Source organism: Enterobacter chuandaensis, assembly GCF_039718975.1.
In the GTDB taxonomy this organism is placed as follows: Bacteria; Pseudomonadota; Gammaproteobacteria; order Enterobacterales; family Enterobacteriaceae; genus Enterobacter; species Enterobacter chuandaensis.
The window spans coordinates 2,527,005-2,541,087 of record NZ_CP097173.1 but is presented as its reverse complement, the minus strand read 5'-3'; the positions used below and the strand labels follow the sequence as shown (position 1 = coordinate 2,541,087).

Annotated in this window: 12 protein-coding genes; 7 read left to right on the top strand and 5 right to left on the bottom strand. The window is 53.6% G+C overall.

All coding sequences use genetic code 11. The annotated features are described in order from the left end of the window. Nucleotides 1-148 precede the first annotated feature (148 nt). Nucleotides 149-1,765, top strand: coding sequence for a peptide ABC transporter substrate-binding protein (locus tag MX657_RS12430; protein ID WP_119915763.1), 1,617 nt, complete (start codon nt 149-151; stop codon nt 1,763-1,765). Between the two features lie 97 nt (nt 1,766-1,862). Here MX657_RS12430 and MX657_RS12425 read toward each other — a convergent pair whose 3' ends face one another. Further along, the gene (locus MX657_RS12425; RefSeq protein WP_346805903.1) at nt 1,863-2,618 is read right to left on the bottom strand and encodes an SDR family NAD(P)-dependent oxidoreductase; all 756 of its coding nucleotides are present in this window, start codon (nt 2,616-2,618) and stop codon (nt 1,863-1,865) included. 157 nt (nt 2,619-2,775) lie between these two features. Here MX657_RS12425 and MX657_RS12420 point away from each other — a divergent pair, with 157 nt between their 5' ends. Continuing rightward, entirely contained in the window at nt 2,776-3,645 is an 870-nt protein-coding gene (locus MX657_RS12420) for an AraC family transcriptional regulator (RefSeq protein ID WP_346805902.1), read from the top strand. Here MX657_RS12420 and MX657_RS12415 read toward each other — a convergent pair. Next, nucleotides 3,581-4,567, bottom strand: a complete 987-nt coding sequence (locus MX657_RS12415) for an aromatic alcohol reductase (protein WP_346805901.1) — start codon at nt 4,565-4,567, stop codon at nt 3,581-3,583. The two genes, MX657_RS12420 and MX657_RS12415, sit on opposite strands and share 65 nt — an antisense overlap. Nucleotides 4,568-4,709: 142 nt before the next feature. Between MX657_RS12415 and MX657_RS12410 the strand changes: the two genes are divergently transcribed. Further along, nucleotides 4,710-5,609: a LysR family transcriptional regulator gene (locus MX657_RS12410; protein WP_346805900.1), complete on the top strand. Its 900-nt coding sequence runs from the start codon at nt 4,710-4,712 to the stop codon at nt 5,607-5,609. A 190-nt stretch (nt 5,610-5,799) separates the two neighbouring features. Here MX657_RS12410 and MX657_RS12405 read toward each other — a convergent pair whose 3' ends face one another. From MX657_RS12405 to MX657_RS12395, 3 genes are all read right to left on the bottom strand, one after another. Further along, nucleotides 5,800-5,940 (bottom strand): Ecr family regulatory small membrane protein, encoded by a 141-nt coding sequence (locus MX657_RS12405; protein ID WP_165853336.1) that lies wholly within the window; start codon nt 5,938-5,940, stop codon nt 5,800-5,802. A gap of 74 nt (nt 5,941-6,014) precedes the next feature. After that, nucleotides 6,015-7,247 carry a sensor domain-containing diguanylate cyclase gene (locus MX657_RS12400; protein ID WP_080329269.1) on the bottom strand — a complete coding sequence of 411 codons (1,233 nt, stop codon included), beginning with the start codon at nt 7,245-7,247 and terminating at the stop codon, nt 6,015-6,017. A 92-nt stretch (nt 7,248-7,339) separates the two neighbouring features. Beyond that, nucleotides 7,340-9,469 carry a putative bifunctional diguanylate cyclase/phosphodiesterase gene (locus tag MX657_RS12395; protein WP_217478728.1) on the bottom strand — a complete coding sequence of 710 codons (2,130 nt, stop codon included), beginning with the start codon at nt 9,467-9,469 and terminating at the stop codon, nt 7,340-7,342. A 455-nt stretch (nt 9,470-9,924) separates the two neighbouring features. Between MX657_RS12395 and MX657_RS12390 the strand changes: the two genes are divergently transcribed. From MX657_RS12390 to dbpA, 4 genes are all read left to right on the top strand, one after another. Beyond that, a complete protein-coding gene (locus tag MX657_RS12390) occupies nt 9,925-11,067 on the top strand; it encodes a methyl-accepting chemotaxis protein (RefSeq protein WP_119915756.1) in 1,143 nt (380 codons plus the stop codon). Between the two features lie 155 nt (nt 11,068-11,222). Further along, complete coding sequence (gene zntB / locus MX657_RS12385) at nt 11,223-12,206, top strand: zinc transporter ZntB (protein WP_080329266.1); 984 nt, start codon at nt 11,223-11,225, stop codon at nt 12,204-12,206. Nucleotides 12,207-12,497: 291 nt separating this feature from the next. Beyond that, nucleotides 12,498-12,662 (top strand): hypothetical protein, encoded by a 165-nt coding sequence (locus MX657_RS12380; protein ID WP_306301081.1) that lies wholly within the window; start codon nt 12,498-12,500, stop codon nt 12,660-12,662. Nucleotides 12,663-12,689: 27 nt separating this feature from the next. Further along, nucleotides 12,690-14,063 (top strand): ATP-dependent RNA helicase DbpA, encoded by a 1,374-nt coding sequence (gene dbpA, locus MX657_RS12375; RefSeq protein ID WP_119915754.1) that lies wholly within the window; start codon nt 12,690-12,692, stop codon nt 14,061-14,063. Nucleotides 14,064-14,083: the final 20 nt, after the last annotated feature.

The following is a 14,083-nucleotide window of genomic DNA, read 5'->3' as shown; positions in this document are numbered from 1 at the left end:
GTGCAAAACCCGCGGTTAATCAAATAGTTTCCGTAACGGCTGAGAATTGCCTTAAATCACTATTCAGGCGTAAGTTATTTGCATTTCTTTTTGTCGAAACAAATAATTACGCAACTGCCTGTTACCTGAATTCTTTAGAGGGGATCTTATGAAGCATCCTGTTTCGCGTCTTTTTGCCGCATTGTGCCTGTGCGGACTTACTTCACTTTCCTACGCTGCCGATGTGCCGCAGGGCACGGCGCTGGCGCAAAAGCAGGAGCTGGTCAGACACATTAAAGATGAGCCCGCGTCGCTGGATCCGGCGAAAGCCGTGGGGCTGCCAGAGATTCAGGTGATTCGCGATCTCTTTGAAGGCCTGGTTAATCAGAATGAGAAAGGTGAGCTGACGCCGGGCGTGGCGACGCGCTGGCAGAGCAACGATAACCGAATCTGGACGTTTAGCCTGCGTGACGACGCGAAATGGTCTGACGGTACGCCCGTCACCGCCGAGGATTTTGTCTACAGCTGGCAGCGTCTGGTTGATCCGAAGATCACTTCGCCGTTTGCCTGGTTTGCGGCACTGGCGGGCATTCACAACGCACAAGCCATTATTGATGGTAAAGCCGCGCCCGATACGCTGGGGGTAACCGCCGTAGATGCCAGAACGTTACGCGTTCAGCTGGACAAACCGCTGCCGTGGTTCAGCAACCTGACGGCTAACTTTGCCTTTTATCCGGTGCAAAAAGCCAACGTCGAAAGCGGTAAAGAGTGGACACGACCGGGCGCGTTAGTGGGGAACGGCGCTTACGTTCTGAAGGATCGCGTGGTGAATGAAAAACTGGTTGTGGTGCCCAATACGCACTACTGGGACAATGCCAAAACGGTGCTGCAAAAAGTGACCTTCGTGCCGATTAATCAGGAATCGTCGGCCACCAAACGCTACCTGGCAGGGGATATTGATATTACCGAATCGTTCCCAAAAAACATGTATCAGAAGCTCCTGAAGGACATTCCGGGACAGGTTTATACGCCGCCTCAGCTGGGAACATATTACTATGCCTTTAACACCCAAAAAGGCCCGACGGCGGATGCACGGGTTCGTCTGGCGCTGAGTATGAGCATCGACCGTCGTATCATGGCGGAAAAGGTGTTAGGGACGGGAGAGAAGCCCGCCTGGCACTTCACTCCTGACGTGACGGCAGGGTTCACCCCGGACGCCTCGCCATTTGAGCAGATGTCGCAGCAGGAGCTGAACGCTCAGGCAAAAACCTTGCTGCAGGCCGCAGGCTACGGTCCTCAGCGTCCGCTGAAGCTGAACCTGCTGTATAACACCTCGGAAAACCACCAGAAAATCGCGATCGCGGTGGCCTCCATGTGGAAGAAAAATCTCGGTGTGGATGTCAAACTGCAAAACCAGGAGTGGAAAACCTACATTGATAGCCGTAACACCGGCAACTTTGATGTGATCCGCGCGTCATGGGTGGGTGATTACAACGAGCCATCAACGTTCCTGTCATTGCTGACTTCCACCCACAGCGGCAATATCTCCCGCTTTAACGACCCTGCCTACGATAAGATCATCCAGCAGGCGACGCTGGAAACGACGGCGAAGGCGCGCAATGCGGACTACAACATGGCGGAGAAAATCCTGATGGAGAAGGCGCCCATCGCGCCAATTTATCAGTACACCAACGGTCGCCTGATTAAGCCCTGGGTGAAAGGCTACCCGATCAATAACCCGGAAGACGTGGCGTATAGCCGGACGATGTATATTGAAAAGCACTAATCAAGTACTGGCGCGGCTTGCGGCGCCAGTTCCTCTTTTCTGATCATCACCCGCTACAGCAGAAAGCATCATTTTTCTGACGGTATTTTTTGCGTATTCAGATGGTTTGCCCGCCCGACACTTCAATGCGCTGTGCGGTTACCCAGCGGTTATCATCACGCAGCAGGCTGGCGACCATCGGTCCGATATCGTCGGGAACGCCGACCCGCCCGAGCGCAGTCATCGCGGCAAACTGCGCGTTGACATCAGCGTTGTCGCGAACAAGGCCGCCGCCAAAATCGGTTTCAATGGCGCCTGGCGCGATGGTATTGACGGTGATGCCGCGCGGGCCCAACTCGCGTGCCAGATAAACGCTGAGCATTTCCACAGCCGCTTTTGCCGCCGCGTAAGCGGAGAACCCAGGGTACGATACCCGGGTCAGGCCGGACGAGAAGTTAATGATGCGCCCGCTGTCCGCCAGCAGAGGTAAAAGGCTCTGGACCAGGAAAAATACCCCTTTGACATGGACATTGAACAGCCCGTCGAACTGCGCTTCGGTGGTCTCGGCCACTGCGGCAAACTCGCCATGACCTGCGTTATTTATCAGGTGGTCGAAGGTGTCGCGCTGCCAGACTTCGGCGAGTTGTTGACGTAGCGTTTTGGCAAATGCCGGAAAACTTGTCGTCTGCGCCATATCCAGTTGAAGCGCGATCGCCTTGCGACCAAGGGTGCGGATTTCCGCGACTACCGCTTCAGCCTGGTGGGTATTTCCTCTGTAAGCGACGATAATATCACCACCCTGACGCGCGATAGTGAGGGCGGTGTTACGGCCAAGACCACGATTGGCGCCGGTGATAAGTGCAATTTTACTCATGGTGTATCCTCTGTTTGGTGGAGCTTTTACAGTAGGAGAAGGGCACTCATCCACATTGCCTGATTCTGGTTATCTTTTGCCTGTTTCTCTTTTCATGGTTTGTTTTGAAGAGAATGGCAGCATACTATGGCTTCAAAACTTGCCTGAAAGAGTGTCTATGCGCGATCTCCTGTTCGATCTTTGCCGCCGGTATGCCGATGCTCACGTCGACCGTAGCGGGGTTGCCGTAACGCCGGTTCCAGGGTTGACGATTATCCGGGCTTTGCATCCTGGCGAATTGCAGGCGGCGATCAACAGACCGCTGATGGCGATGCTTTTACAGGGCCGCAAACGCGTCGCTACGGGGACGGAAAGTTTTGAATATGGCCCCGGAGAGGCGATGGTCATTGCCGCCGATGTGCCGACCCTCAGTCAGATTACCCAGGCCAGCCTTCGCCATCCCTACTATTCACTGGTGCTGGAACTGGATATCGCCATCCTGCGTGAGTTGCAGGATGCTGTACCAGCGAAGCAGGGGGGAGCCCCTTGCGTTGGGGTTGAGCCAATGAATGCTGACGTGACGGATGCGGCTTACCGGCTGGCAAGGTTGTTTGAACAACCGGAGGCGATGGCGGTTCTTGGGGATGGGCTACGGCGAGAGCTGCATTACTGGTTGCTTCGCAGTGTCCATGGTCCTGCTATTCGCGCCCTGGGGGCGGCGGATAGCCACTCCGGGCGGATTAGCCGCGTGGTCGCAATGTTGCGTAAGGAGTTTACACGTACGATAAGCGTTGAGGAGCTTGCTGGCGTGGCGGGCATGAGCGTGTCCGTATTCCATCAGCATTTCCGCGCTATAACCACGATTTCCCCCCTGCAATTCCAGAAACAACTCCGCCTTATCCATGCCCGCCGCCTGATGCTTGTCGATGGCACAGGGATCGCGCAGGCGGCGTATACGGTCGGTTATGCCAGTGTTTCGCAGTTTACCCGCGAATATGCCCGCATGTTTGGCGCGCCACCGGGTCGGGATAAACGCAGGGCGACATAATGTTTTTAAGCCATGATTCAATACCTTGAGTCGGTATATTCTTCTGTACATTCCAGGTATTACTCATCGGCCACCACATCCCGTCTCCTCGGGCGAAGGCCGCCCGATAGCGAAGCATCTGGTCATCCGGATTTAAATGCAGTGCATCCAGTAGCGCGGGTAGGGTCAATACATCTTTGGTGAAGGTTTGATTTGTCACGCGTTCTACGGTTTCTGCCAGTTTTCCGTATGATGTCGTTTCACCTGCGACAAATATCACTTCATTTACGATCCGCGGCTGATGCAAATAAATTTCGGTGGTGAGTCGGCCAATATCCGCAGGTGATGTCACGGTAACTTGTGTGTCCCATCCTCCGAGCGCATTAATGGCTTTTTCGGATAAATTCACCACATCAAATGCCGGTTCGAAGAGAAAGCTGGTAAACATACCGGTTGAAACAATCACCCATTCCGTCGCGTCCTGTTCCCGCAACAGCGTCCTGACATCATACTGCTCGTCCCAGACGGGCTGGCCGCTCCCTTTGCCGACCACGTCGTAATTCACGCCGAACTGCCATGGGAAATAGCGGCTTACGCCGGCTTCCAGTACCGCGCGGGTAATTTTGATCTGTGTACCTGCTCCGGCAACAAACCCCATGCAGTTGATCACGGTATCAAAATCCAGAAAGTGGGTTTTTAACGTTTCAGTGGAACTGTCGGCGACATCGACCGCGATGAATTCTGCTCCTGCATCAGCCAGTTTTTGATGAGTTTCAGACTGAAGCTTACCCCGGCTGTCCCAGGAGCCGGGCGATACGATAACGGAAACAGCGCCATCGCGCTGCGTGACTGCAGGAACCAGATAGCCCAGAACGGCAGCGCCCAATTGTCCTGCACCAAGCACTAATACTTTTTCACCTGTTTTGATATCACGTTCTTTCATGCTGAGCCTCTCTTTGTTAAATGGCCTGTCTACTTCGGCTCGAGCAAGGTTATGTCAGCTGAACGTATTCGATAAGACAACAGGCATAAGTTAGACTGTTCGTATAAATGGGATAATTGACCTTTTCAGGCGCGGTGGGAATATGGATAAACTGGAATCAATGCGGGTCTATGTTTGCGTAGTCGATACACATAGCTTCGCCAGGGCGGCAGAAGTGCTGGGGCTACCTCGTTCAACCGTATCGCGGGTCGTTAAGGAGCTGGAGACCTACCTGGGTATCCAACTTTTACAACGTACCACCCGGAAACTCAATGTGACCGCAGAGGGCCAGCGTTACTATGACGAGAGCAAACGACTGCTGTCGGATATCGCAACGATGGAGTCTTCCTTTCCCGGCAGATCCGCACGGCCCAGAGGCCGTTTTAAAGTGGGGATGCCGCAGTCTCTCGCCAGACATTGCATTCTTCCCGTGCTCCCGGAATTTCTGCGCCAGTATCCCGAGCTGGAGTTGATACTCTGTTCCAGCGATAGCGTAGAGGACATTATTCAGGAAGGGTATGACTGCGTAATTCGCACCGGAAGGATTGAAGATTCAACGACGCTGGTCGCGCGACCTCTGGCTAACTTCAGGTGGGTTGTTCTGGCCTCTCCGGACTATATAGCCGCCTGTGGTAAGCCGGAAAATCTCGACCAACTGGAAAAGCATTATGCAGTCGGCTACCTGAACCACCGCACCGGGCGTACTATCGACTGGTTTTTTACGCGTGATGACGGCGATTGCGCAATCCGCATGAAAGAAACGCTAATCGTCGATGACACCGACGCCTATATCCAGGCCGGAATTCAAGGGCTCGGATTAATTCGCGTGGCCAGCTATCTGGCCGAACCGTATCTGAAGAGCGGGGCGTTGGTTCGCTGTATGGAGGACGTCTCTTTCGATTTACCGCTTTCGCTTGTCTATCCACAAAACCGCTATCTCCCGCTTTCGGTACGCGCCTTTTATGACTGGAGCAGAGCGGTGCTACACCAACATGGTGACTGACGCTCGATAGCGCCAGTTTTGCTTAATCGCGGGAAATAAAAAAAGCCCGTCAGAGAACGGGCGAAATAAGCAAATGATTTAGTGATTCGTTATCAACGTTGTTGGAGGATAACGACGCGTATCTTACGCGGCTCTGGGTTATGCTGATACCTGACAAATACGGTAGGTGAAACAATAAATTAAACGTGCACTACAGCGCGTCAAAAGTGGGGTAGAGGCTGTTTTCCAGATATTCAACAAAGTACCAGATCTCACCACTGAAAATAAACCATAAGCCAAATATAATAAGCAGTAAAATAATTATGGTGAGTATTATTTCTGTTTTTCCCATTATCGCTACTACCCACCTGTCGTTAATTTACTTAAGCCAGGCATTGTAGCGGGGCTTTTCCCGATACTCCAGTTTCATGCAGCGAGGACTTTATTACGCCCATCATTTTTAGCGCGATAGAGCGCATCGTCGACGCGTTTAAACAGCTCATCAATACTTTCTGCCGGGTCATGCCGCGCCACGCCAATGCTAACCGTAAACCGCGGTAAGCCCGCAATGGTGATACGGGCAACGGCCGCCCGGACGGATTCAGCAATTTTCAGGGCCGTTTCGAGGGACGTGCGCGGAAGCAGGATAACAAACTCTTCACCGCCCCAGCGGAACACCAGGTCATCCTGCCGGCTGCATGCTTCCAGCGTTCGGGAGAGTGCGATAAGCACCTCATCGCCCTTCAGGTGACCGAAGAGGTCGTTGATGTTTTTAAAATGATCGGTATCGACCAGCAGCAGGCTAAATTGCTGCTGTGCGGAAAGGTGGCTCAGGTTGGTTTGGTCGATAACGTTGTAGAACTGTCGCCGGTTGAGTAAACCCGTCATCGCGTCACGCAATGCAGCATTTTCCAGCTCCTGCTCAAGCCTCTTTTGCTCAGTAATATCATGGATTATGCACAGCATCAGTTTGTCACCGTAGATCTCAATAGGGCCGGCATAGGTCTGGACATGGCGGGTGGAGCCATCGGCAAGGCGGTGGACGAAATTGAGCGGCTTATGTCCACCGGGCAACGCGGCGATCTCCGTCATGATGGGCATGACATCTCTTCCCAGAGTGTTTATTTCCCAGGTATGTTTGCTGCACATTTCGTCATGCGAATAGCCATAGAAGCTGAGCGCCGCCAGGTTTGCATCGACAATATGCCCGTCGCGGGCATGATCGATCAACAGCATCGGCGCGCTGTTGGTCAGGAAAAAGCGCGCGTAGAAGCCCTGTTTTTTACGCTGATAGGTTGCGGAGCGGCTGGCCTTCAGGCCTGACGGGGCTTGCGAAGCGATCCCCTCAAACACGATGAGGTCGCCATATTGTGGGGAGTGAGTGAGAGAGAGGCGACAGCTAAGCGGCGCGTCATGCCCATCGCGGCTAATTGTCCAGATCTCGACAATATCCTGATCGTTTTTCAGTTCAGAAACATACATCGACAGGGCGGTTTGCGCACTTGCAGAATAGGTGCCTTTACGCAGGGCGTCCACGGTTTTACTGGCTGAGAGCAGTGTCGCGGTCACATTTGCAAAAATGATCTGTTCTGAAACAGGAGAAATAAGCCACACGGGCGTTTTAATTGCATTCAGCGCATCAAAACCATTTTGCGACATAGGGATTTCCTGTTCATCGGTACAATTTGCCTGACAATCATGAAAGAATTGACTCGCGTGTACTCCTTTGAAACATACTCTACTTAATCCCGTCAGGCATGATTTTTTTGTGAAATAAATGGGGGATCCGTACGCATTTGACTCATGGGTATAATTTGTTTCTCTGAGTTTTTCTGCAACAGCAGCCACGGAACCTGATCGGCAGGTAAAGGGCGGGAAAAAAGGAATCCCTGAAGATAGTCGCAGCCGAGGTGGGTCAGGATTGCCTGCTGTTCGTCCGTCTCGATCCCTTCGGCAACCACATTCATCTCCATGGTGCGGGCGATATTAATAATGGTTTCTACCAGCTTGCGGCTTTTTTCATTTTCCAGCATTGACGCCACAAAACTCTTGTCGATTTTAAGCTCTTTTGCCGGAAGAACGCTCAGCATCAGCAGGTTGGAATAGCCCGTGCCAAAATCATCAATGGAGACGGTGATCCCCGCATGGTTAAAGGCATTGAGCAACTCGATGCTGCGGTCGAGGTTTTTTAGCGCGGTACTCTCCGTCACCTCGAGGACCAGGCGGGAGGGAGAGAGATGATATTTTTCCAGCATCGACGAGACGATTTGAAAGATATCCGGCTGTTCGAACTGTACTGGGGATAAGTTGAACGATAAGGTCCACTGGCTGAAACCCTGTTCAGTCCAGAAATGAAGCTGGCGACACGCGGCTTCGATAGCCCAGTTGCCGACAGGAATAATTAAACCCGTTTGTTCCAGCGTGGGTAAAAACAGCCCCGGCAGCAAAACCCCTTGCTCAGGATGACGCCAGCGCAAAAGGGCCTCAAAACCGTGGATGGTTTTATCTTCCGCATGCCAGGTTGGCTGATACCACAGTTCAAATTGATCGCGCTCCAGCGCCTGAGAAAGCTCCTGCAGAAAGCCAGGTTTAGCCGGAACCGCCGTTGACATCTCCGGGCGGTAAAATGCCCAGCCGTTGCGTCCGTCTTGTTTAATGTGATGTAAGGCAGCATCTGCCTTAAATTTCAGCTCGTGCAGCGTTTCGCCATCCTGAGGATAGAGGCTGACACCCGCGCTGAGGGTCGTACTCAGGGTGTGTCCGCAAAGTGAAAGCGGGCGGCGCATATCCGCCAGCAGGGTGGTGAGCAAAGTGTTGAGCTTTTCATCGTCACATTCAGGAACCAGCAGAATAAAGGCGTCCCCACCCAGCCTGGCCAGCGTCATCTCGCGGGTAAGCCGGGACGTAATGCGCTGGGCAATGGTGATCAACAGTTCATCGCCGACGCTATGGCCCCAGGTGTCGTTAACGCGCCTGAAGTGGTCGACGTTCAGGAAAATCACGGCGAAGGGTTTCTTACTCAGCAATGCGCTGCGAAGGCAATCCTGCATACGCATATCCATCTGGTGACGGTTTGCGAGGCCGGTGAGGGCGTCAAAGCGTGCCTGAAGCTCAAGCTGACGATTGAGCTGGCGCAAATTGTCCGTCAGCCGGGTGGTGCGCCAGTGCGAATCAATAAGCGATATAATTAACATCACGCCGAGCAGGGTGAGCGTGGTGACGGAAACCCAGATGGATAATCCCAGTTCGCTGACCCCGCCGGGAAGCGTGTGTGCGGTTTCATGGAAATGCGCGGCACTCATGCCCGTATAGTGCATTGCGCAGATGGCGGCGCTCATGACGAAAGCGGCGAGAATGCGATTAACAAAGACCCCTTTGTGCTTATCCCTGAGACGAAAAGCCAGCCACAGCGCCACGCCGGAGGCGACGACGGCAATCGCCACGGACAGACCCACAATGCGCCGATCCCAGAGGATGCTATCTTTCAGCATCAACGCGGCCATGCCGATATAGTGCATGGCGACCACGCCAGCGCTGAGAATGAGCGTGGCGAACAACAGCCGAAAGAGAGAGAGATGTTTGCCCGTGACGGCAATATTAATGGCCGTGGTGGAGGCAACCACCGCCACGCCGAGAGACGCAAGGGTTAACCACAGGTCGTAACTCATTATCATGGGCATTTGCATCGACAGCATGCCAATGAAGTGCATGGACCAGATCCCGATGCCCAGTGTGACCCCTCCGGCAATGCGCCAGAACAGAGCCGCCTTTCTGCTGGAAAGGGGGATTTTCCCGGCGCTGTCCAGGGCCACAAAGGAGGCGATAAACGCCACAAGATAAGAGACAGCGATTAAGACAGGGTCCCACGATATATTGAGCATTATGCAATCCCACCTGTGAGAGGGTTACCGGTTTCGCCTGCCGGCACATCTTTATCTGGCAACGAACATGCGCGTTCAATCATATTAGTTATTTATCGTGAAAAATGTTCGGTGATATAAAGCATCAAACTCATGCAGAATATAAAATATATTCTTTTTATTAACGTATTAAGCATGGCTAAACATAGACGAATAATTATAGCAAAGCGCCTTAAATATGAGGGCGAACGTATCGTCTCTGCGTGGATGATGGTATCGCTTCAGGTGGTTTCGGACCAGTGGCGCAGCATGCGGCACAGAACATTTCTCATAATACGCTCTTTTTACCTTACTTAAGTTAAATATCAGGTAGCTAACGGCGAAACGAGAAACCAGCGTAGTATGTGAGGACAAATTCAAAGGCGAATGCTATAAGTCTTAATGCCGACCAAAAATATAAAGCCGTGGATAAAATCATGCTAAGAAATATTAGTGTCAGAACCTTCATTGCCTGGTTCCTTTTATGCGTTTTTTTGGTGAATGCGGGTGTGGTTGTTCTATTTAACAGCAATTCCTCTCTCTTTATTTCGATTAATCTGGTGAATTCCGTCGCGCTATTTTTGCTCTGGGGATATATGACGAAGTATCTTGTGACGCCGATCAATACTGTGAAAAAAAGTATTGAAGAAGTGACCGCAGGCAATCTAGGTGTCGCTATCCCCGAATTTGGCAATAACTGCGCGGGGCGGTTAATTCCCGGGATTAACAGTCTTTCCAGCAACATTGCTACGCTGGTGCGTGAGATCAGGTCTTCATCTCAAAACGCGATGACCTTATCGGATCAACTCTCTTCCCGCAGCGCCCAGCTCTCGGTGAAAACCGAGCAGCAGTCTGCGTCTCTGGTGCAAACTGCCGCCAGCATGGAGCAGATGGCTGCAAGCACCCGAAACAATGCCGATAACACCCGGCTGGCGAGCGAGCAGGCAAATGTCGCGACGTTGCAGGCGCGGAAGGGCGGCGAGCTGATGGGGCAGGTTGCCACTAATATGCAATCCATCACTGAATGTGCGCAGCAGATGACGGAAATCATCTCTCTGATCGACGGTATCGCATTCCAGACCAACATCCTGGCGCTGAACGCCGCGGTTGAAGCTGCGCGGGCTGGCGATCACGGAAAAGGCTTTTCTGTGGTGGCGGAGGAGGTGCGAAATCTGGCGCACCGGAGCGCGGAAGCTGCGAAAAATATCAAAACGCTGATTGAAGTCACCAGCAGCAATGTGACCCAGGGGGCGAGCGTAGTGTCGGAAGCGGAAAAGAATATGCATGAAATCGTGACCGGTTCCGGGAATGTCAGCCGGTTGATGGATGAGATTTCTACCTCGACCGCAGAGCAGGAGAAGGGGATTTCCCAGATCACGCTGGCGCTCTCCGAGCTGGAGCGGGTCACGCAAAGCAATGTGGCAATGGCGGAGGAACTTAACGGTTCGTCTGATGTGCTGCGTAATCAGGTGATTGAACTGCAGGCGCGGACCCGCAACTTCAGGCTGGACCACGGCGCGCCTCAGTCACCATTGCCCGGCCCGGCCTCCTTCCTTCAGCGACCTGAGCACTCGCTCTGAGCGCGACCCGAAGCCTGGCATGCCAGGCTTTTTTACGCCTCTGAAACAATATGTACAATTCCTGAGCGATTTCAGCGCGATGCGAGACATAGTTGTTGCTTAACCCCTGACGGAAGCTAGACTGACATCGAAAGAGCTAAAGAGGGGTAGGCGCTGTGGAAAGCATTAAAGGATCTGAACTTAACGTTCCTGACGCAGTTTTTGCGTGGGTGCTGGATGGCCGCGGCGGTGCCAGGCCGCTGGAAGATAATGATGTTATTGATAAAGATCATCCTTGCTGGCTCCATCTGAACTATACCCACCCGGACAGTGCCGACTGGCTGGCCTCGACCCCGCTCCTGCCTAACAACGTGCGCGATGCGCTGGCGGGCGAAAGCCTGCGGCCCCGCGTAAGCAGAATGGGGGACGGCACGCTTATCACCCTGCGCTGTATCAACGGCAGCACGGATGAACGTCCCGATCAGCTGGTTGCGATGCGCGTCTACATGGACGATGGGCTGATTGTTTCAACCCGCCAGCGTAAAGTTCTGGCGCTGGATGACATTGTGAACGATCTCAAAGAAGGGACCGGGCCGGTTGACTGTGGCAGCTGGCTGGTGGATGTCTGTGACGCCCTGACCGATCATGCGAGCGAGTTTATTGAAGAGCTGCACGATAAAATAATCGACCTTGAAGATAACCTGCTCGATCAGCAGATCCCACCGCGCGGTTTTCTGGCATTATTGCGAAAGCAGCTGATCGTGATGCGTCGCTATATGACGCCGCAACGGGATGTGTATGCCCGTCTGGCCAGCGAAAGACTCAGCTGGATGAATGACGATCAGCGCCGCAGAATGCAGGACATTGCCGACAGGCTTGGCCGCGGGCTGGATGAGATTGATTCCTGCATCGCCCGAACGGCGGTGATGGCGGATGAAATCGCGCAGGTGATGCAGGAGTCACTGGCGAGAAGAACCTACACGATGTCCCTGATGGCGATGGTCTTTTTACCCAGCACGTTTCTGACAGGGCTTTTTGGCGTCAATCTGGGCGGTATACCCGGCGGCGAATATCGATACGGCTTCACCGCGTTTTGCGTCATGTTAGTTGTTTTGATTGGTGGTGTTGCATGGTGGTTGCATCGTAGTAAATGGCTGTAAATTTACGCTTTTTTCACCTTTTTCGAGGATTAAAACGCTCTTTTAATTGAGCGAAGTCAATAAACATCACCCCCGTAAGGTGCAATATTACTCCCGCAGGTGAATGCAACGTCAAGCGATGGGCGTTGCGCTCCATATTGTCTTACTTCCTTTTTTGAATTACTGCATAGCACAATTGATTCGTACGACGCCGACTTTATAGTCGGCTTTTTTTTGCCTCCTGTTTCTGAGCGTCTACCCTAAAAGGGACGACAGCAAACCCTGGAGGGAAAGATGAGCATTTTACTCGCTCTGCTACTGCAACAATCGCGTCAGTCCGATCCTGTCCCCACCGATCCCGTGCCGATGCCCGATCCCATTCCGCGTCCGCAGCCGATGCCAGACCCGCCGCCGGATGAAGAACCGATTAAATTGTCGCATCGAACCCCGAGATCTGCGAGGATACGCGCCATCTGACCGTAAAGATCACCACGAGAGACTATTGTGACCGCTTTTTCTACCCTGAATGTTCTGCCTGCCGCCCAGCTCGACAACCTCAACGAGTTGGGATACCTCACGATGACGCCTGTACAGGCGGCCGCTTTGCCCGCCATTCTTGAGGGCCGTGACGTACGCGTGCAGGCGAAAACGGGTAGCGGGAAAACGGCCGCTTTCGGTCTTGGTCTGCTGCAGCATATTGACGCGTCGCTGTTTCAGACCCAGTCACTGGTCCTGTGCCCGACCCGCGAGCTGGCAGACCAGGTCGCGGGCGAACTGCGTCGTCTGGCGCGCTTCCTGCCCAACACCAAGATTTTAACCCTTTGTGGTGGACAGCCATTCGGTGCGCAGCGTGATTCACTCCAGCACGCGCCGCACATTATTGTTGCGACGCCTGGCCGTCTGCTGGATCACCTTCAAAAAGGCACCGTATCGCTGGATGCATTAAGCACGCTGGTGATGGATGAGGCGGATCGGATGCTGGATATGGGCTTCAGCGATGCGATTGACGAGGTGATCCGCTTCGCGCCGGTCGATCGTCAGACGCTGCTGTTCTCTGCGACCTGGCCGGAAGCCATCGCCGCGATCAGCGGTCGCGTGCAGAAAAACCCGCTCACGATCGAGATTGACAGCGTTGATGCACTGCCTGCCATCGAGCAGCAGTTCTTTGAAACGTCGCAGCAGGGAAAAATCCCGCTCCTGCAGAAATTGCTGAGCCAGCACCAGCCTGCATCCTGTGTGGTGTTCTGTAATACCAAAAAAGACTGCCAGGCAGTGTGTGACGCTCTGAATGCGGCGGGACAGAGCGCGCTGTCGCTGCATGGCGATCTGGAACAGCGCGATCGCGATCAGACGCTGGTGCGCTTCGCTAACGGCAGCGCCCGCGTACTGGTGGCGACCGACGTCGCCGCGCGCGGTCTGGACATCAAATCCCTTGAGCTGGTGGTGAACTATGAGCTGGCATGGGATCCTGAAGTGCACGTCCACCGTATTGGTCGTACTGCTCGCGCCGGTAATAGCGGGCTGGCCATCAGCTTCTGCGCGCCAGAAGAGGCGCAGCGTGCCAATATTCTTTCTGAAATGTTGCAGATCAAACTGAACTGGGTGAGTGCGCCGGGCAGCGTCAAGCTCGTGCCGCTGGAGGCCGAGATGGCGACGCTGTGCATCGATGGCGGCAAAAAAGCCAAGATGCGTCCGGGTGATGTGTTAGGGGCGCTGACCGGGGATATCGGTCTGGACGGCGCAGATATCGGGAAGATTGCGGTTCATCCGGCACATGTGTACGTAGCGATTCGCCAGGCGGTTGCGCATAAGGCGTGGAAGCAGCTGCAAAACGGCAAGATTAAAGGTAAAACCTGCCGCGTACGTCTGCTAAAATAAGGCATAAAGCGTCTCAGAAG

Excerpts from the sequence above, each read along its gene's own strand:
- MX657_RS12395 (WP_217478728.1), bottom strand. The coding sequence starts at position 9,469 with ATGCTCAATATATCGTGGGACCCTGTCTTAATCGCTGTCTCTTATCTT.
- MX657_RS12405 (WP_165853336.1), bottom strand. The coding sequence starts at position 5,940 with ATGGGAAAAACAGAAATAATACTCACCATAATTATTTTACTGCTTATT.
- MX657_RS12400 (WP_080329269.1), bottom strand. The coding sequence starts at position 7,247 with ATGTCGCAAAATGGTTTTGATGCGCTGAATGCAATTAAAACGCCCGTG.
- MX657_RS12410 (WP_346805900.1), top strand. The coding sequence starts at position 4,710 with ATGGATAAACTGGAATCAATGCGGGTCTATGTTTGCGTAGTCGATACA.
- MX657_RS12415 (WP_346805901.1), bottom strand. The coding sequence starts at position 4,567 with ATGAAAGAACGTGATATCAAAACAGGTGAAAAAGTATTAGTGCTTGGT.
- MX657_RS12425 (WP_346805903.1), bottom strand. The coding sequence starts at position 2,618 with ATGAGTAAAATTGCACTTATCACCGGCGCCAATCGTGGTCTTGGCCGT.
- MX657_RS12390 (WP_119915756.1), top strand. The coding sequence starts at position 9,925 with ATGCTAAGAAATATTAGTGTCAGAACCTTCATTGCCTGGTTCCTTTTA.
- MX657_RS12430 (WP_119915763.1), top strand. The coding sequence starts at position 149 with ATGAAGCATCCTGTTTCGCGTCTTTTTGCCGCATTGTGCCTGTGCGGA.
- MX657_RS12420 (WP_346805902.1), top strand. The coding sequence starts at position 2,776 with ATGCGCGATCTCCTGTTCGATCTTTGCCGCCGGTATGCCGATGCTCAC.